Here is a 19,278-nt window from a genome sequence, read left to right as displayed (position 1 = left end):
TGGAACATCAGCGTTACCAGGTAGGCAAACAGCTGGATCACCGAAAAGCCTTTCTGCTTGTAACCATTGCACTGTTTCAGAATATCAGATACCTGATATTTTCGGAGGAAAGAACCGACTTCGTTCGTAGCATCTTGAAGCAATATCTCAGACTGTGATATAGTATTCATAGCGTAGCACTCCTATGTTGTGAATGTTTTTGTTAGCAACTTAATTATATCACAGCTGGGTTGTGACTACGCTATTTTATTGTTGGAAACCCGCTTAGAATAAGGCTTTCCGGCACTTATTCATGTGGGAAGTATTAGTAATATAATATACAGCAGTGATCCTAAATCAGATTCGATCACTGCTGTTTTTAAAAAACAATTGATGGCTATAAGCATATAGGCTGTATTATAGAGCTAATCAGATCAAAATTTCAGACATAAAGGCTTCAAAATACTGTAATAGATGGGAGTTATATTACAGCTTGTAGGGTATTAAACTTAGCAGAATGGAGAGACGAATGACTAAAGTATTGATTTTCGGCGCTATGGGCGTTATGGGTAGAAATGTTGCAAATTGTGCTAAAGCTATGGATGACATTGAAATTGTGGCCGGTTTGGACCGAGAGGACCATCTCGATGACCCCGCTTTTGGATTCCCTGTATACAGCAGCTTTGACAAAGTTACTGAGGATTTTGATGTGATCATCGATTTCTCAGTGGCACCTGCCATTAACGGACTTCTTGATTATGTAGAGAAGACCGGAAAACCCTGCGTTCAGTGCACAACAGGTCTTTCAGAGGAGCAGCTTGCCCGTGTAAAGGAGATTTCAAAGAAGGCTCCTGTTCTTAGAAGTGCTAATATGTCTATCGGTGTAAACCTTCTTCTTTCACTTGTGAAGGAAGCTGCAAAGAAGCTTTATGAGAAAGGCTTTGATATCGATATCGTTGAGCAGCACCATAGAAGAAAGGCAGATGCTCCCTCGGGTACAGCCATTGCCCTTGCAGATGCAGTAAATGAGGCTCTCGATAACAAAATGGCTTATGTTTATGACCGTTCAAACCGTCGTGAAGCACGTCCTCATGATGAAATCGGTGTAAGTGCCGTTCGTGGCGGAACTATCGCCGGCGTTCATGACATCATTTTTGCCGGTGAAGACGAAGTCATCACCTTCAATCATACAGCTTATTCCAGAAACATTTTTGCTAACGGCGCCCTCAACGCCGCTAAGTTCCTTAACGGAAAGGCTGCAGGACTTTATTCCATGCAGGATGTTCTGGCGTAAATAAAAACAAAGTGGTTTCGGATTATATCCGAAACTGCTTTTTTAATTGAACATGTTAATATGGATTCGACAGCCGGAAAAAAATAGTATATATTTTTAAATGTTGCGGGTTATTTTATAATCCGATCATCATTCATTTATGATTTATTAAAAGGAGATCAAGATGGCAGAACACAATCGTTACACCAGCCCACTGACAGGTCGTTACGCTTCAGAGGAGATGCGGTACATTTTCTCACAGGACAACAAGTTCCGTACATGGAGAAAGCTCTGGATAGCTCTGGCTGAGACTGAGCATGAGCTGGGTCTTAACATTACCAAAGAGCAGATTGATGAACTTAAAGCACATCAGGATGACATTAACTATGAAGTTGCGGAAGCCCGTGAGAAAGAGGTTCGCCACGACGTAATGAGTCATGTTTATGCTTATGGCGTTCAGTGCCCCACAGCAAAGGGAATAATTCACCTGGGTGCTACTTCCTGCTATGTTGGTGATAACACCGATATCATCATCATGCGTCAGGGTCTCGAGCTTGTTCGTAAGAAGCTTATCAACTGTATCAATGAGCTCAGCAAGTTCGCCATGAAGCACAAGGATCTCCCTACTCTTGCATATACGCATTTCCAGCCGGCACAGCCAACCACAGTCGGCAAACGTTCTACTCTCTGGATCAATGATCTTGTTATGGATCTTCAGGATCTGGATTATGTTCTCGATTCTCTTAAGTTACTTGGTTCCAAAGGAACAACAGGAACCCAGGCTTCCTTCCTGGAGCTTTTTGACGGCGATCACGCAAAGTGCCGTGAGCTGGATCAGAAGATAGCCGAAAAGATGGGCTTCAAGTCCTGCTATCCGGTTTCAGGTCAGACCTACAGTCGTAAAGTGGATTTCCGCGTTTTAAGCATTCTCGCAGGCATTGCCCAGTCAGCTCACAAGTTCACAAACGACATCCGCATGCTTCAGCATATGAAGGAAATTGAGGAGCCCTTCGAGAAGCACCAGATCGGTTCCAGTGCCATGGCTTACAAGCGTAATCCTATGCGTTCGGAGCGTATCGCATCTCTTGCTGATTATGTTATGTCAGACGTTATGAATCCAATGCTTGTGTCCAGCACCCAGTGGTTTGAGCGTACCCTTGATGACTCTGCAAACAAGCGTCTTTCAGTACCTGAGGGCTTCCTTGCCATCGATGGAATCCTTGACCTTTACCTTAATGTTGTGGATGGTCTTGTAGTTTATCCAAAGGTTATCCGAAAGCACCTTATGGCGGAGCTTCCTTTCATGGCTACAGAGAACATCATGATGGATGCTGTTAAGGCAGGCGGAGACCGTCAGGAGCTTCATGAGAAGATCAGACAGCTCAGCATGGAAGCAGGAAAGACAGTCAAGGAAGAGGGCAAGGACAATAACCTCCTTGAACTCATCGCCGCTGATCCAAGCTTCCACCTTTCACTCGAAGATCTGGAAGCAAGCATGCAGCCTGAGCGTTATGTAGGCCGCTCACCAAAGCAGACTGAGGACTACATTAACGAAGTTGTAAATCCGATTCTTGAGGAGAACAAGGAAGTGCTCGGACTTACAGCTGAGATCAAGGTATAAAAACATACAATAACAGTTTAGCCGGTGGACCATGGGGACGTGGTTAGTGGACCATTTTTCAAAAATGGTCCACTAACCACGTCCCCATGGTCCACCGGCTGAACTGTTACTTTTTGAACAAGAAACATAACGAATACTTATAACATTAACCTTGAAATATATGAGGTTTATTTATATAATTTTTTTGTCTGTGCTAAAGCGCAGAGCCGGGAGGTGCAGTTATGTCATTAAAACGGATACTTGCCGTTTTGGCATTGGTTTTAATAGGCATATTGCTTGTGATGCTTTTGTTTTTTGCCTTTACTGGTGCGAAAAAAGAGTATATCCTGGCGGTCCTGTTTTGTCTGATTGTGATACCAACGGTGATATATATTTTCATCTGGTTCACGGGTCTGACTAAAAAATAATATTTTTGATGCTTCGGTCACGAATCTCTCACAGCGGTTCAACCGCCCGATTTCATTTTATGTTGTTGGTATGTGTCAAAAAGGTGAGAAGCATCAGTAGTGTCCATATGGATACTATCCCTTTAGGAGGATTTTTATGGTTCGAGCAATCGTAGGTGCAAACTGGGGAGACGAAGGAAAAGGTAAGATAACTGACATGCTTGCAGAGTCTTCTGATATCGTTGTACGTTTTCAGGGAGGCGCAAATGCAGGTCATACGATAATTAACGATTATGGCCGTTTTTCTCTTCACCTTCTTCCAAGCGGTGTGTTCTATGATCACACAACATCGGTACTTGGCAATGGCGTGGCATTGGACATTGAAAAGTTCGTTTCCGAGCTTAAGTCAATCGTTGATGCAGGCGTTCCCACACCTAAGATACTTGTTTCTAATCGCGCACAGGTTATGATGCCATATCATGTACTTTTTGACAGTCTTGAAGAGGCAAGACTTGCAGGAAAGAGCTATGGTTCCACAAAGTCCGGCATCGCTCCTTTCTTCTCTGACAAGTTTGCAAAGATCGGTCTTCAGGTAAATGAGCTTTTTGATGAAGAGGTTCTCACTGACAGACTTCATAAGGTTGTTGAGATGAAGAATGCTACACTCCGTGAGCTTTATCATGCTCCTGAGCTTGTATATGAGGATCTTCTTGCAGAGATGCACAAGCAGAGAGAGCTCATCGCACCATATGTTACAGATACTTCCAAGTTCCTGAGAGAGGCTCTTAAGGCAGGAAAGACTGTTCTTCTGGAAGGTCAGCTGGGAACAATGAAGGATCCGGATCATGGTATCTATCCGATGGTTACTTCAAGCTCAACACTTGCAGCTTACGGTGCAGTTGGTGCAGGTATTCCTCCATATGAGATTAAAGATATAATTGCTGTTACAAAGGCTTATTCTTCAGCAGTAGGTGCCGGAGATTTCGTATCTGAGCTTTTCGGAGATGAGGCAGAGGAGCTTCGTAAGAGAGGCGGAGACAAGGGCGAGTACGGTGCAACTACAGGCCGTCCGAGAAGAGTAGGCTGGTATGATGCGGTTGCTTCAAAGTACGGCTGTCAGCTCCAGAGCGCAACCGAGGCTGTCCTTACAGTACTTGATGTACTTGGCTATCTTAAGGAGCTTAAGGTTTGCACAGGTTATGAGATAGACGGAAAGGTAACTACAGATTTCCCTGTAACACCGCTTCTTCACAAAGCAAAGCCTGTTTATGAAACACTTCCGGGATGGAACTGTGATATCTGCGGTATCAAGAATTACGAGGATCTTCCGAAGGAGTGCAAGGACTACATTGACTTCATCGAGAAGCAGATCGAGACACCTATCACCATGGTTTCCAACGGTCCTGAGAGACACGCAATACTTAAGAGAACACCGAAGATCTAAAACAGAGAAAGCTTCCTGGTGGATATATTTATAGTATGATAATACGAGACTGATCGGATATGGTGTCCGATCAGTCTTTTTATATCTGCCCGGGGATTATAATCGTGAGAGTCATAAGGCTTTTTGCGGATCAAAAGAATTCGTATGGTTTCTATGAATTGTTAAGAATTCTACAACTTCTTTTTGACATAATATTAACAAAAATGTATAATATTTATCAAAGGGTCTGAAAGGAAATAGGTGATTATTACTTGTTCGAAAGACCGCATTGACAATAAAAATCTTTAAGTAATTATAGAGGGATATTATGGCTAAGAAAGATATTTCACAGGCAGTCATCCAGAGACTTCCCAGGTATTATCGTTACCTTGAAGATCTTATGGATCAGGGCATCGAACGTATTTCTTCAAGTGAGCTCAGCAAGCGTATGAAGCTTACTGCTTCTCAGATCAGACAGGATCTGAACAACTTTGGAGGTTTCGGACAGCAGGGTTATGGATATAACATCAAGAATCTCCATGATGAGATAGCCAAGATTTTAAACATTGACAATGAACATGAAATGATCATCGTCGGTGCCGGACATCTCGGACAGGCTCTTGCCAACTATACAAATTTCCGTAAGAGAGGATTTATCGTTAAGGCCATTTTCGATAAGGATCCAAGCATTATCGGAAATATGGTCGGAGAAATCCAGATCCAGCCTATGGAAAAGCTTGAAAGTATCATCAAAGAGAACGACATCAAAATGGCTGCAGTGTGTATCCCTAAGGGCCCGGCAGTTAAAGTTGTTGAGCAGCTTATAGATGCAGGAATTGTGGGAATCTGGAATTTTGCCCATGTAGACCTTGATGTTCCTGATAATATTGTTATTGAGAATGTTCATCTTTCAGAGTCACTTATGAGACTCAGCTATCGTATGGGCGAGGCTCTTGAAGATTAAACGATTGATAGGATTCAGTTATGATCATAGGAATCGGAACTGATCTTATCGAGATCAGCCGCATAAAAAATACAAGAAGAAACAAAACTGTAGAACGTATTTTTTCCGAGAACGAGCGTCGGCAGGCATCTGACAAAGATTCGATGCTTGCCGGCGATTTTGCATGTAAGGAATGTATAGTCAAGTGCTTCGGCACAGGTTTCACCGAAGGAATCCGTCCTTCTGAAATTGAGATCCTCAGGGATGAAAAAGGAAAACCCTATGCTGTACTCCACGGTAATGCACAAAAGAAATTCGAAGAGCTTGGCGGAAAAACCATACACTTATCCATTACCGACACAAAAGATCTGGTGTCGGCATTTGCAGTAATGGAAGGGTGAGACATCTTGTATAGTATATTCATATCTTTCATTTACACTAAACAATTTTGTTGAAGTCATGACCCTTTTGGGTCAGAATCATTGACTGCCAAAGTACGAATCTGCTGGATTTAAGTACGTGGTATGGGTCAAAAAGGAGAGACCATGCAGATAGTGACAGATGATTCAAAGTTTTATGCCTATATTCCGAAAAGACTTGTGGACAGTCACAAAGGCACCTATGGGAAAGTTCTTATAGTTGCAGGAAGCAAAGGGATGAGCGGAGCAGCCTATCTTTCGGCTTTGGCTGCTTACCGGACCGGAGCCGGACTTGTCAAGTTTCTCACACATAAGGATAATCGTCTGATCCTTCAGACTCTGCTGCCGGAAGCCATTTTCGAAGGCTATGATGAGGAAACGGATCTTCAGGAAATATCTGAGAGGAATGCAGTCTGGGCGGATGTTATGGTGCTGGGACCCGGTATGGGAACGACCGATCTCAGCAAAGATATGGTAGAAGAGATATTAAACGCTGTGTCTGATAAATTGGGGGACAAGGCAGAAGAAAAGCATCCGCTTCTTATAATAGACGCGGATGGTCTCAACATCATAAGCTCCATGCCTCATCTCAAAGATAAGTTGAAGTCCGTAGCGGAAGATATCCCGGTGGTTATCACCCCGCATCCAATGGAGATGAGTCGACTGGCAGATTGTGAAATATCGGAAGTGGTTAATAATACGGAATACTATGCAGAGACTGTTTCCGGAGAGTTTGGTCTGATAACAGTCATGAAAGGTTCACAAACCTTGATATGTGATGCACAACATGAAGCCATGTTTAAAAATACGAAAGAAAGTCCTGCTCTCAGTAAAGGCGGCTCCGGAGATGTTCTGAGCGGCACCATTGCAGGCTTATACGCCTTGATGAGACCATCTGTATCTCTTGAGATAGCTCTGAATCCGATGGAAATCGCATACAGAGCCGCAGTTGCCGCAGTACTCATCCACGCTGAAGCCGGAAGAGAAGCCGCCAAAACCTTTGGAGTCAACGGAGTTCTCGCCAGGGATACTGCAGATAAACTCGGAACTGTATTGGACAGAATCAGAATGGAGTGACGGGGTAATAATTATTGTATTACGAATGACCACATATTCGAATCTGGGTTTTTGAGTCAATTGCCTGGTATAAGTAATTGACTTTAAATCACAAATTACTGAATGAGGTCAACTAAGCTTCCGATTAGCTATGACCCATATCTCCCCAATGAGGATTATGAGTCAATGTCAAGTCAGATTTTGTATGACCCATATTTCCCAAAAAGGATTATAAGTCAATGTTAAGTCCGATTATCCATGCCCCATATCTTCAAAAAACAGATGTGAGTCAAGGAAGAATACGATTCATCATGACTCATATCTCTAAAAACAGATTATGAGCCAAGTAAGAATCTGATTTACCATGACTCATATCCCTCTTGATTCTATTTGTATTTTACGTTATAGTACTAGAGTTTGATTTATAGAAAGTCCGGTCATGGAGTATTATTTACTCCGGAAACCGAGGATTTAGTAATTTATGATATGAGGAGAAAGATATGTCAGGACATTCAAAATTTTCTAATATTAGAGCAAAGAAAGAAAAGAATGATGCTGCTAAGGGCAAAATTTTCACTATGATCGGCCATGAGATTGCGCTTGCTGTTAAAGCCGGCGGTCCTGACCCTTCCAACAACTCTAAGCTTGCAGCTGTTATCGCAAAGGCTAAGGCAAACAACATGCCTAACGATACAATCAACAACGGTATCAAGAAGGCTGCCGGATCCATGGAGGCAGATAACTTTGAGGAGCTTCAGTACGAGGGTTACGGCCCTAACGGTGTTGCCCTTATCGTAAAGGTACTTACAGATAACAAGAACCGTGCAGCTGCAGATATTCGTTCCGCTTTTACAAAGGGAAAAGGCTCACTTGCAACCCAGGGTGCGGTTTCCTTCATGTTCGATGAGAAGGGACAGATCATCCTTGATAAGGAAGCTATGGATGATCTTGATAAGGATTTCGATACTCTTATGGATATGGCTATCGAAGCAGGTGCTGAGGATATCCAGGATGAGGAAGATTCATACGTAATTTACACAGCTCCTTCAGATTTTGATGAGGTTCGTGCCAACATCGAGAAGCAGGGCATCCCTATGGCTGAGGCAGATGTGGTTATGGTTCCTCAGAACTACGTATCAGTAACAGACCCTGAGGCAGTAAAGGGACTTCGCAGAACTCTCGATCTTCTTGATGCATCTGAGGATGTTCAGAATGTTTACACCAATTGGGAAGAGGAGAACGACGACAGCGTTCAGTAATTATATATAAAAATATATCCCCGCGCATCGGATTTATACCGATGCGCGGGGATTTTTTAGTTCTCCGTCATGTTTTTCGGTTCAACGGTAACTGACCAGTTCTGGTGGTAGATTACGAATCCGGGAGCAGCATTAGGCACCTTCTTGAGATTCTTTCGGACGGTATAGTCCACTTCGACCTTTTGGTCGCTGCGGTGAGAAGAGTAGTAGGCTGCCAGTCCTGCGGCTTCGATGAAGAGTCTGTCGGGAATTTCTTCAATATTCTGTCCGCCGGTTTTTACGATGACATGGGAGCCTGCGACATTCTTCGCATGGAACCACAGGTCTCCGCCGTCACCTATTTTGAAAGTAACATCTTCGTTCTGGTAATTGTTCTTTCCGACAAAAATTTCGTAGCCGTCTTCGGAAACAAAGTGATAGGGCTTTGATTTACGCTGAAGCTTGGCTTTTTCTTTACCCTGAACCTTATGGATGAAACCATAATCGCTCATTTCTCTTCTGATATCCTGAAGATCTTCGTCGCTTTCGGCTATATCAAGAGATGTCTGTATAGACTCCAGATGCTCAAGCTCAAGCCTGGTTTCTCTGAGCTGAACGGTGACATTTTCCTTGGTGCGCTTAAGCTTGTCATACTTTTCAAGGTAATGCTTTGCGTTCTCAGATGCTGTAAGATCCTTTTTGAGAGGGATGGTGATCTCTTCATTGGTGTAGAAATTCTCACAGGTGAGATGGTCCTCACCGCCTTCCAGTGAATAGCCATAAGTATGAAGAAGCTCTCCGTATACACGGAATTTATCCATGCCCTCTGTGTCTTTAAGCTGCTTTTCCTGGATGTTAAGCTTCTTTGAGGTACGTTCCATAAGAGTACTAACCACTTTTCTCAGATCCGTGGATCTCTGGCGCATACGGGAACTCTTGTCCTTTTCGCTGTAGAACTGGTTGATAACTTCGCTCATGGAGGAGAAGTGGCGTACTTCGTATTTAGGATCCTCTTCATATATGGAAAGATCAAAGGCGGAAAAGTCAGAAGGCACTCCGTCTTTATAAATGATCACGGGATCCGGTCCGGAAAGAGAAACGGTATTCTCGATTATGTCATGGAAAGCATTGTAAAGTCTGGCCAATGCTTCCGGCTCCAGACAGTTGGCTGAAAGGTCCGGATCCACCCGGCTCACATGGCAGATTTCTGAAGCTGTGAGAGGACTGAGGCCCGTTATTCCATGGAACAAAGCCTTGAATGCAGGCTCCGGCATATTACCTATAAGATTTGCAAATGCTTCCTTACCAAGTTCCAGAGGATTCTTTTTATCTCCCGAATCCGGTATAAAATATGGCCTGTTAGGCAATACTTCTCTGACGGAAGACTGTGAAACAGAAATACGTTTCACGGAATCAATGATGATCCGGTCCTCTCGGTAGAGTATGAGATTTGAATATTTTCCCATCAATTCAACAGATAAGTAGCGCTTTCCAAGATCGCCCATTTCATCCAGATGCTCAATCTCAAAAATGATAACTCTTTCCAGCCCGTTTTTTTCCAGAGTCCGGTCAGGCTGGATAACATTAAGTATGGCACCGTTACCTATGTGCTTCCTGAGTGCCATACAAAAGGTCGGTACTGCCATGGGAGACAGCTTTTTTTCTTCTGTGAGTATACAAAGAGGAAGAGATGGATTCACAGAAATTTTCAAACGATAATTATCCTTTTGGTTTCTGATAGTTAAATCAATCTCATCCTTTTCCGGCTGTGTGATTTTGGATATTTTTCCACCGATCAGGTTTTTACGAAACTCCTTAACGGTTGCAGATACAACCAAGCCATCGTATGCCATTGAACCAACCTTCTTTCCGTAATTTCTTTAACTTTACTTATTTTTATAGGTAGACTATAATTTATAACAAATGTTCGGAAAAGACAAGCCGCAGACGGGGGTATCAATTTCCGACATATCAAAAAAATGCAGCAGTTTAGTCAGTGGATCATGGGGACTGGGTTGGTGGTTCATTTCCCTAAAATAGACCACCAACTCCCTCCCCATGGCCCGCAGGCGGAACTGTTACAAAAATATCATATGTTTTCAAAGGGGTATGTTATGGATTTAAAAAGTATGACCGGATTTGGCAGATGCGAGATATCCAATGATATTTACCGTTTGTCAGTTGAAGTTAAGTCGGTTAATTCGCGTTTTCTTGATCTTAACATCAAGATGCCGAAGAAGTTCAATGCACTTGAAGCCGATATCCGTAATACTATCAAGGAGTTTATTTCCAGAGGAAAGGTCGACCTTTTCGTTACCTATGAAGAGTTTGGAGAAGGTTCAAAGTCCTTGCGCCTCAATATGGACCTGGCAAGAGAGTATCTTGAGGCTATTCGCAGGATCAGCAGCGAGCTTAGTGTGGATGATAATGTTAAAGTAACAAGCATTGCCAACCTGCCGGATGTACTTGTTATTTCGGAAGAGTCTGAAAATGATGACAAGCTTTGGGAAAGACTTAATCCTGCATTGCGTAAGGCATTATCTGATTTTGTTGATACCAGAGTTCGGGAGGGCGAAAATCTCAAAGCGGATCTTCTCGGAAAGCTTGATGAAATGGAAGCCATCGTCGAAAGAATCGATGAGAGATCTCCTGAAATTGCGGCAGCATTTGAACAAAAGCTTCGTATGAAGGTTGAAGAACTGCTTGGAACTGCCGGAATCGATGAATCACGTATAGTCCAGGAAGTTACCATGTATTCTGACAAGACCTGTACGGATGAAGAGAGGGTTCGCCTCCACAGTCATATTAAAAATATGAGGGAAAAGCTCGAAAAGGGCGGCTCTGTGGGAAGAGAACTTGATTTCCTGGCACAGGAGATGAACCGTGAGGCCAATACAACCCTCAGCAAGGCTAATGATCTTATAATTTCAGATGATGCTATCGGACTCAAAACTCTGATAGAGAAGATAAGAGAGCAGATTCAGAATCTGGAGTGATAACATTAACACTGTCATGCAGAACCGGCTTTTGCCAATGTTAAATACTCGTATGTGTGGATGGCGGGTTTTTATGGTATAATTCGGAATCCTGTATAAAGCAGAGAGTTTTTGATGGCATTTATAGAGCCGGATAGATGTGCATCTGTGTGTCAGATATTAAGGCTCAAAAACAGCGTTAATAGATGAGAGGAATATTTTATGAACAAAGGATCGCTGGTTGTGGTATCGGGCTTTTCCGGTGCGGGCAAAGGTACTCTTATGAAGAACCTGCTTGCCAAATATAACAATTATGCCCTGTCTGTATCCTGTACCACCCGTAAGCCGAGAGAAGGAGAACTTGACGGACGAGAGTATTTCTTCAAAACAAAGGAAGAGTTTGAAGAGATGATCAGCAAGGATGAGCTTGTGGAGTATGCCCGGTATGTAGATAACTACTATGGCACTCCGAAGGAATTTGTCCGGTCGCAGCTTGATGCCGGAAAGGACGTGCTTCTGGAGATAGAGATACAGGGGGCGCTCAAGATCAAGGAGAAGTTTCCGGAAGCGGTACTTGTCTTCATTACTCCTCCTTCCGGAGAAGAGTTGAAGAGCCGTCTTATAGGAAGAGGAACAGAATCTCCCGAGGTTGTTGAAAAGCGGCTTCAGAGGGCTGTTCAGGAGTCTGAAGGTGTAGAAGCCTATGATTATATTTTAATAAATGATGATATTGACACATGCACCGAAAAATTGCATAATCTCATTCGTGCTCAGCACGAAAGAGCGGCTCAGCATATTGATATCATTGAAAATGTGAGAAAAGATCTTAGGAGGATAGAAGATGTCACAGCAAACATATAATGACCTGATCGATGCGGCTAACAATACCAATGCCATTCAGGATGACACCGATAAACTTGTAGAAAGCAGATATTCTGTTGTTATCGCAAGCGCAAAGCGTGCAAGACAGCTGATCGATGGTGCGGAGCCTGTTCTCCCTGTAGATCCCGGCAGAAAGCCTCTTTCAATTGCAGTAGAGGAGCTTGCTAAAAATGCCATAACCATCAAGCGTGGAGCTGAAGTAGAGGACGAGATCAGAACCAATGCTGTTGAAAAGCGTTTTGATTTTGCTACAGAAGAATATGATGAGGAAGATGATGGCACATCTGAGATAATTGACAATTCACCTTCAGCATCATCAGAAGATGACTATAATTCCGATAGCGAAGCATAAATATGAAGATACATATGATATCTCTCGGTTGTGATAAAAACCGGGTTGATAGTGAAAAGATGCTCAGTAATCTGCTGGAGAAGTATCCCGGTTCAGAGATAACCGATGATCCTGCAGAGGCTGATATCGCTATCATAAATACCTGTTCTTTCATCGGGGATGCAAAGGAAGAGAGCATAAATACCATTATTGAAATGGGTGAATATAAGCAGTCGGCGAATCTTAAGAAAATCATAGTCGCCGGCTGTTTAGTTGAACGCTATAAAGACCAGATCAGGAAGGAATTGCCTGAGGTTGATGAAGTCATGGGTATAAGTGATTATGTGGATAAGCTGGATGTTCAGCTTGCCCGGGTTGATAATGCTGACAATTACACCTCATACCTGAAGATTGCCGAAGGCTGTGATAAGTATTGCACTTACTGTATCATTCCTTCATTAAGAGGACATTATCGTTCTGTTCCCATGGAGCATCTCGTAGAAGAAGCTGAGATGCTTGCGGAAAGAGGAACTAAGGAACTTATCCTTGTGGCTCAGGAGACAACCTTATATGGAAAGGATATTTACCATAAGAAGGCTCTTCCCGAACTTCTGGAAAAACTTTCAGAGATAGATGGTATCGAGTGGATCCGTATTCTCTATTGTTATCCGGAAGAAATCGATGATGAACTTATCGCTGCTATCCGTGACAACAAAAAGGTTGTTCATTATCTTGATATACCTATACAGCATGCCTCGGATCATATCCTTGAGAATATGCACAGAAAGACAAGACAGGCTGAACTTAAGGAGAGGATAGCTGCGCTTCGTAATGCTATTCCGGATATAGTCCTGAGAACCACTCTTATTACGGGATTCCCGGGAGAAACAGAAGAAGACTTTGCCATCCTGAAGGATTTTGTAAAGGAAATGCGTTTCGACAGGCTTGGAGTATTTCCATATTCTCAGGAAGAGGGTACTGCCGCGGCAGAAATGAAACCTCAGATCCCGCAAAAGATAAAGCTTCAGCGTCAGGACGAGATAATGAAGCTTCAGCAGGGTATCGCTTTTGAAAAAGCAAGAGAGCAGGTTGGACGGGAGCTTCGTGTAATCATTGTAGGTTACGATCCTGACAACAATATGTATCTCACCCGTTCATACATGGATAATCCTGATATCGACAGTCTGGTTTTCGTTGATGCAGGAGATTACAACAATAAAGTTTCCGGTGATATGATCGACTGCCGTATTATTGATGCAGACGGTTATGACCTGATTGGGGAGCGTATCTGATGAATTTACCAAATAAACTGACTTTACTTCGTGTTGTCATGATCCCGGTTTTTGTGTTCCTGCTTCTTTTTAAGGGGGGCACAGATCAGAATATGCGTATAGCGGCGCTGGTAGTATTCTGCCTTGCTTCATTCACGGATTTCCTGGATGGACAGATTGCGCGCCGTCAGAATCTCGTGACTGATTTTGGAAAGTTTATGGATCCCCTTGCGGATAAGCTTCTGGTGTGCTCGGCTCTGATATGTCTTATTGAACTTGATCAGCTTCCGGCATGGTATGTGATCATCATAATTGCCCGCGAGTTTATCATTTCAGGCTTCAGACTTGTAGCGGCTGACAACGGAATCGTTATAGCGGCCTCCTGGTGGGGGAAATTCAAAACGGTATTTCAGATGTTTACTGTTATCCTTTTGATCATTAATGTTCCTGCTTTGAAGCTTGTCATGGATATATTCGCAGTCATTGCTTTGATTCTTACCATAGTATCTTTAGTGGATTATATGGCAAAAAATATCAGGGTTATCACAGAGGGCGGAATGTAAATTTGTATGATCTTTTCTAAAAATATGTTTTGGGGCAGACATGCTGCAGAACATAAGAAATATATACTTGAAAATCTTCAAAAAAGGCACTTTCAACCGGGAGCGTATGTCATAGTTGAAGCCAAGAGCCCGAATCTTTATGAGATTTATAATCAGGCCATGTTTCTGAATCCGAAACTGGATACGGAAAATGTTGAAATACTTGGCATAGGTTACGGTTACAAAGATGCGGTGGATTGTGTCACTAAGATGATACTGGCCAGAAAAGATTTTTAAACTAAACCATTAAACAAGGAGGAATTGATGATTGTCCTGACGATATTAAAAGTCATAGGCGGCATACTCCTCCTTTTTTTGTTGCTGATCCTGCTGCTTCTGGCAGTGATTCTGTTTGTTCCCATAAGATATGCTTCCGAAGGATATAAGGGCGAGGAGTTAACGGATTATAGTATAAATTTCAAAGCCGACTGGCTGATGAAAATCGTACGTTTCAAAGCCGTCTATACAGATGAGGGACTTCAGATGTTTCTGAAAGTGTTATGGATAACTCTCATGAAATCTCCGGAGGAGGATGAACCTCAAGAGGAAGCAGAAGCTTTGAGAGAAGAGGATTTGGAAGAGACAGAATCCGAGGAGGATGAAAATGTGACTTCTAAAGAGAATGTTGACTCGACAGATATTTTATTAGAAAAGGCAGAAGAAACCGGTTCAGACGATGATCAAATCGTAGAAGACACCGAAAAAACATCGGAAGCAATGGTTAAACCGGAAGAAACATCGGTGACTGTTACCGAATCATCAGAGATTTCGAATCTGGAACAAGCTGATGTTGAAGATATCAGTACAACCGAAACTGATATTACCGATGAAGTATCCGTCATAGAACCTTCGGATGATATGGAACCGGTTGAACCTGATCAGGAAAAAGAACCTTCCGAAACTTCGGAGCAAAGCCCTGAGCAGGCACCCGACAGCAAAAAATCCAACACCAGACATATAATAGAAAAAACACTTTTAGATAAAATCAAAGAGCAATTTGCGGCATTTCTTGGTAGAATAAAGGATGTTGTTCAAAATATAAACAAAATAAGAGAACAGATAAACGATCCTGAAAATCAGAAGGCAGTCGGGCTTCTCGTAAAAAATGTCCGGTATCTTATAAAACACTATAAATTCCGAGTGCTGAAGGGACATTTTGTATATGGATCAGAAGATCCTGCAACTGTGGGTCAGGTTCTGATGTACCTGAGTTTGCTGCATCCTCTGTATGGAAGAGAGTTTTCCATCGAACCGGTATTCAACAGACCTGTTATGAAAGGGGATATGAACTTCAAAGGACATATCAGGCTTATACATCTTTTGGTCTCGATCGTTGAACTTATGATGAATAAAAAAATCCGACTGGTAGTCGCAAACCATTTCAAGGGGGATTAATGATGGATGAAAATAACAACAATAATGTACAGAATATTTTAAACACTCTGTTTCAGGGGATGGATGGTTTTGTAAATTCCAAGACAGTTGTGGGCGAGCCTGTTAAGGTTGGTGATGCAACATTGATCCCGCTTATTGAAGTCAGCTGTGGTATGGGAGCAGGAGGATTTGTAAAGCCCAAGGAGACAAAAGAGGGAGAAGGCGGTGCGGGAGCATTAAGCTCAAGGATCACCCCGACAGCTATTCTTATTTTACAGGGCGGCAACACTAAGCTTGTTAATATCAAGAATCAGGATGCCATGACAAAGATCCTAGATATGCTGCCGGAAGCCATCGATAAGATAACCGGCGGAAACAGAGTCTCCAGGGATGCCCAGGCTGCTGCCGACAAAATAGCTGATAATGCTGAAGACACATATATGGTGGATGAGATTTGATCCGGCTGTCACTCTGAAATTGCAGATGTCAGCTGCAGACCGGCCAGATCCGGTTATGCACCGGATGTTGCAGCTTAACATAGCCTGAGCAAATCGTCAGCTTGGCAATTATTGCTAAATTTGATCCTCGTAATAAAAGTTTTTTTTGTAAAATAAAGCTTGCATTATAGAATGATATTTGATAGTATATTCAAGTCGCGAATTCAGATGTGCATCTGATTCGATTATTGTGAAAGGGAGGTGCAACCATGGCAAAATGCGCAGTTTGTGAGAAGGCAGTTCACTTCGGAAATAAGGTAAGCCATTCACATAGAAGATCAAACAAGATCTGGAAGGCTAACGTTAAGTCAGTCAGAGTTATGGTAAATGGCGGTACAAAGAAGATGTATGTATGTACTTCCTGCTTAAGATCTGGCAAGGTTCAGCGTGCAATCGGTACATCTAAGACTGTTGAAGCAAACGCTTGATTCAGGATCGTCTAGTTGATGTATGATAGGGTATTACGAGAGCATTTTCGTAATACCCTTTTTTCATGCAAGAGCGCTCTCTTGTGGTCACCGGACCAAAGTAAGAGTGCATGGTTATGATATATATGTTATAATCAAAAGACATGGGTACATCTGAAAGACAGTATCGTAGGATGTGCCTTATGTTAATGCGTGGTTTTAACTGAAGATTTTTTATATGAATTAAGATATTTCTGGAGGTACTTTATGAAAGGAACAATCGCATCCAAGCTGGGTGAAATTCAGATCAATCCCGATGTTATTGCTACCTATGCAGGAACTACCGCGATAGAGTGTTTTGGAATCGTTGGTATGGCTAAGGTGTCATATCAGTCCGGTGGTCTTGTAAAGCTTCTTAAGAGAGAAAGTCTTACAAAGGGCATCATGGTGAAGATTGAGGATAATGAGATCCTTCTGGATTTCCATGTCATCGTTTCCTATGGTGTCAGCATCAAGGCAGTTGCCGACAACCTTATCGAAAACGTAAGATATAAAGTTGAAGAGTATACCGGTATGAAGGTAAAGAATGTAAAGATTTACGTTGAAGGCGTAAGAGTTATTGATTGATGTACCGGTTTTAAAGGAGCTGATTAGAGCTGCATCTGTATGCAGATTAAAGCTCCCCAAAGCAACGTTAATATAGGAGGAATTACCTGTGGGTAATCAGATTGATGCAAAAAAGTTAAAGGATGCTTTTCTTGCAGCCGCAAATAATCTCAATGCGAATAAGGAATACATCAACGAGCTCAACGTATTTCCTGTTCCGGACGGTGATACCGGAACCAATATGACCATGACTATCATGTCAGCTGCAAAGGAGGTTGCTGCCATTGCAGAGCCTACCATCGATAATGTGGCTAAGGCCATGGCCAGCGGTTCGCTCCGCGGTGCAAGAGGAAACTCGGGAGTTATATTAAGCCAGCTGATCAGAGGTTTCACAAAGGAGATACGTGAGAATTCCGGGTCAGGTTATATTGACGGGCTTACTCTTGCAAGAGCCTTTAATCGGGCAGTTGAGACTGCATATAAGGCGGTAATGAAGCCTAAAGAAGGTACGATACTTACCGTAGCCAAGGGAATGGCAGATTGTATCACAGAAGTATCTGTATCAGAAGAAGATATCGTCAAGATGCTTTCTGATGTAATAGCTTACGGAGATGAAGTTCTTGCCAAAACCCCGGAGATGCTTCCGGTATTGAAAGAAGCAGGTGTTGTTGATTCAGGCGGACAGGGACTTATGACTGTGGTAAAGGGTGCGCTTTCCATAGTAAAAGGTGAGAAGCTTGACATAGATGTTAAGGATCTTGAAATCGATGTAAATCCTTCCGCAGCACCTGTAAGCGAGAGAAAATCCAGAGGAGACATTTCAACAGCCGAGATCAAATTCGGTTATTGTACGGAGTTTATGGTTAACGGTGACCATGAATTTACAGATGAAGAGGTTGACGGTCTCAGAGACTGGCTGAACGGTGTGGGAGACTCTATCGTTTGCTTTTCGGATGAAAATGTCATCAAGGTCCATGTGCATACCAACCACCCCGGTGATGCCTTTGAAAAGGGTCTCAGCATGGGATATCTCTCAAAGATGAAGGTTGATAATATGAGACTTGAGCACAACGAAGTTCTCATTAAGGATGCGTCAAAGATCGCCGCAGAGGAAGCCTCTGCAAGAAAGGATGATGAAGCCGGAGTTGCAAGCAGTGAACCTATGAAGGAATTCGGTTTCATTTCTGTTTCTGCCGGTGACGGTCTCACTGAAATCTTTAAGGGAGTCGGTGTTGACTACGTTATCGAAGGCGGACAGACCATGAATCCTTCAACCGAGGATATCATAAATGCCTGTGAGAAGGTTAATGCCAAGACAGTTTTCGTTTTGCCTAACAATAAAAACATTATCCTTGCAGCAAATCAGGCTAAGGCAATTGTTGAGGACAAAACCATCATGGTTGTGCCTACAAAAACCATTCCTCAGGGAATATCCGCTATGATAAGCTTCAGCCCGGATATGACCGCAGACGAAAACTTTGAAGCTATGAAGGATGCTTCAGAATATGTAAGTTCTGCCGAGATCACCTATGCTGTCCGTAATACTACAATTGACGGCCATGCAATAGAGGAAAACGATATCATGGCTCTGGGTGATGAAGGACTTCTTTCTGTTCAGAAGGACATCGGAAAAGCTGTGGAGGAAGCAGTTTCAAAGATGGTAAACAGCGAGTCTGAGATTATTACCATTTATTACGGACTTGATGTGAAAGAGGAAGAGGCGGAAAAGCTTGCGGGAGTCATCCGTAAGAAGTACCCGTCCCTGGAGACAGAGCTTCAGTTTGGCGGACAGCCGATATACTACTACTTCCTTTCAGTAGAATAAGCATTTTATCCTGAAGATGTGTCGGATGGATAAGCCGACATTATCATCACACAGATTATAGACCATATTTCGCTCCTGAGATTACTCGGGAGCGATTTTCAGTTCACGATAAGGCTGTGGAATATGTACCGGTCTAAATCCGGCACACAGAAATCCTGTAGTTAAGGCAT

Annotated in this window: 19 protein-coding genes; 18 read left to right on the top strand and 1 reads right to left on the bottom strand. The window is 42.9% G+C overall.

Going from position 1 to position 19,278, the window contains the following annotated elements:
• Nucleotides 1-508 precede the first annotated feature (508 nt).
• From dapB to G625_RS0110045, 7 genes are all read left to right on the top strand, one after another.
• On the top strand, nt 509-1,273 hold the full coding sequence (gene dapB, locus G625_RS0110080) for a 4-hydroxy-tetrahydrodipicolinate reductase (protein WP_029201031.1): 765 nt from the start codon (nt 509-511) through the stop codon (nt 1,271-1,273).
• Between the two features lie 163 nt (nt 1,274-1,436).
• Nucleotides 1,437-2,873 carry an adenylosuccinate lyase gene (gene purB / locus G625_RS0110075; protein ID WP_029201030.1) on the top strand — a complete coding sequence of 479 codons (1,437 nt, stop codon included), beginning with the start codon at nt 1,437-1,439 and terminating at the stop codon, nt 2,871-2,873.
• Nucleotides 2,874-3,416: 543 nt separating this feature from the next.
• A complete protein-coding gene (locus G625_RS0110065; protein ID WP_029201028.1) occupies nt 3,417-4,703 on the top strand; it encodes an adenylosuccinate synthase in 1,287 nt (428 codons plus the stop codon).
• 307 nt (nt 4,704-5,010) lie between these two features.
• Entirely contained in the window at nt 5,011-5,646 is a 636-nt protein-coding gene (locus tag G625_RS0110060) for a redox-sensing transcriptional repressor Rex (RefSeq protein WP_029201027.1), read from the top strand.
• A 20-nt stretch (nt 5,647-5,666) separates the two neighbouring features.
• Nucleotides 5,667-6,026 carry a holo-ACP synthase gene (acpS, locus tag G625_RS0110055; protein ID WP_029201026.1) on the top strand — a complete coding sequence of 120 codons (360 nt, stop codon included), beginning with the start codon at nt 5,667-5,669 and terminating at the stop codon, nt 6,024-6,026.
• Nucleotides 6,027-6,170: 144 nt separating this feature from the next.
• Nucleotides 6,171-7,121: an NAD(P)H-hydrate dehydratase gene (locus G625_RS0110050; protein WP_029201025.1), complete on the top strand. Its 951-nt coding sequence runs from the start codon at nt 6,171-6,173 to the stop codon at nt 7,119-7,121.
• A gap of 479 nt (nt 7,122-7,600) precedes the next feature.
• Nucleotides 7,601-8,359: a YebC/PmpR family DNA-binding transcriptional regulator gene (locus G625_RS0110045; protein WP_029201024.1), complete on the top strand. Its 759-nt coding sequence runs from the start codon at nt 7,601-7,603 to the stop codon at nt 8,357-8,359.
• A 56-nt stretch (nt 8,360-8,415) separates the two neighbouring features.
• On the opposite strand, the gene G625_RS0110040 is transcribed toward G625_RS0110045, so the two are convergent.
• Entirely contained in the window at nt 8,416-10,191 is a 1,776-nt protein-coding gene (locus G625_RS0110040) for an Rqc2 family fibronectin-binding protein (RefSeq protein WP_029201023.1), read from the bottom strand.
• Nucleotides 10,192-10,452: 261 nt separating this feature from the next.
• Here G625_RS0110040 and G625_RS0110035 point away from each other — a divergent pair, with 261 nt between their 5' ends.
• The 11 genes from G625_RS0110035 (at nt 10,453) to G625_RS0109985 (ending at nt 19,108) form a co-directional block, all read left to right on the top strand.
• Entirely contained in the window at nt 10,453-11,334 is an 882-nt protein-coding gene (locus G625_RS0110035; protein ID WP_044932242.1) for a YicC/YloC family endoribonuclease, read from the top strand.
• A 201-nt stretch (nt 11,335-11,535) separates the two neighbouring features.
• Complete coding sequence (gene gmk, locus G625_RS0110030; protein WP_029201021.1) at nt 11,536-12,174, top strand: guanylate kinase; 639 nt, start codon at nt 11,536-11,538, stop codon at nt 12,172-12,174.
• Nucleotides 12,155-12,547, top strand: a complete 393-nt coding sequence (gene rpoZ / locus G625_RS0110025) for a DNA-directed RNA polymerase subunit omega (protein ID WP_029201020.1) — start codon at nt 12,155-12,157, stop codon at nt 12,545-12,547. Before gmk ends, rpoZ begins: the two co-directional genes overlap by 20 nt.
• A gap of 2 nt (nt 12,548-12,549) precedes the next feature.
• Nucleotides 12,550-13,818 carry a 30S ribosomal protein S12 methylthiotransferase RimO gene (rimO, locus tag G625_RS0110020; RefSeq protein ID WP_029201019.1) on the top strand — a complete coding sequence of 423 codons (1,269 nt, stop codon included), beginning with the start codon at nt 12,550-12,552 and terminating at the stop codon, nt 13,816-13,818.
• Complete coding sequence (pgsA, locus tag G625_RS0110015) at nt 13,818-14,360, top strand: CDP-diacylglycerol--glycerol-3-phosphate 3-phosphatidyltransferase (RefSeq protein ID WP_029201018.1); 543 nt, start codon at nt 13,818-13,820, stop codon at nt 14,358-14,360. The genes rimO and pgsA overlap by 1 nt, the downstream gene beginning before the upstream one ends.
• A 6-nt stretch (nt 14,361-14,366) precedes the next feature.
• A complete protein-coding gene (locus G625_RS0110010; protein WP_029201017.1) occupies nt 14,367-14,636 on the top strand; it encodes a hypothetical protein in 270 nt (89 codons plus the stop codon).
• Nucleotides 14,637-14,663: 27 nt separating this feature from the next.
• The gene (locus G625_RS0110005; RefSeq protein WP_029201016.1) at nt 14,664-15,794 is read left to right on the top strand and encodes a DUF2953 domain-containing protein; all 1,131 of its coding nucleotides are present in this window, start codon (nt 14,664-14,666) and stop codon (nt 15,792-15,794) included.
• Nucleotides 15,794-16,231, top strand: coding sequence for a GerW family sporulation protein (locus tag G625_RS0110000; protein ID WP_029201015.1), 438 nt, complete (start codon nt 15,794-15,796; stop codon nt 16,229-16,231). The genes G625_RS0110005 and G625_RS0110000 overlap by 1 nt, the downstream gene beginning before the upstream one ends.
• Before the next feature lie 248 nt (nt 16,232-16,479).
• Complete coding sequence (gene rpmB / locus G625_RS0109995; RefSeq protein WP_029201014.1) at nt 16,480-16,698, top strand: 50S ribosomal protein L28; 219 nt, start codon at nt 16,480-16,482, stop codon at nt 16,696-16,698.
• A 246-nt stretch (nt 16,699-16,944) separates the two neighbouring features.
• Nucleotides 16,945-17,304 carry an Asp23/Gls24 family envelope stress response protein gene (locus G625_RS0109990; protein ID WP_029201013.1) on the top strand — a complete coding sequence of 120 codons (360 nt, stop codon included), beginning with the start codon at nt 16,945-16,947 and terminating at the stop codon, nt 17,302-17,304.
• Between the two features lie 88 nt (nt 17,305-17,392).
• Nucleotides 17,393-19,108, top strand: a complete 1,716-nt coding sequence (locus tag G625_RS0109985; RefSeq protein WP_029201012.1) for a DAK2 domain-containing protein — start codon at nt 17,393-17,395, stop codon at nt 19,106-19,108.
• Nucleotides 19,109-19,278 lie beyond the last annotated feature (170 nt).

It is taken from the genome of Oribacterium sp. NK2B42 (genome assembly GCF_000424445.1).
Lineage (GTDB): Bacteria > Bacillota > Clostridia > Lachnospirales > Lachnospiraceae > Oribacterium.
The sequence above is the reverse complement of the archived record's forward strand: the minus strand, read 5'-3'. Positions and strand labels throughout refer to the sequence as shown.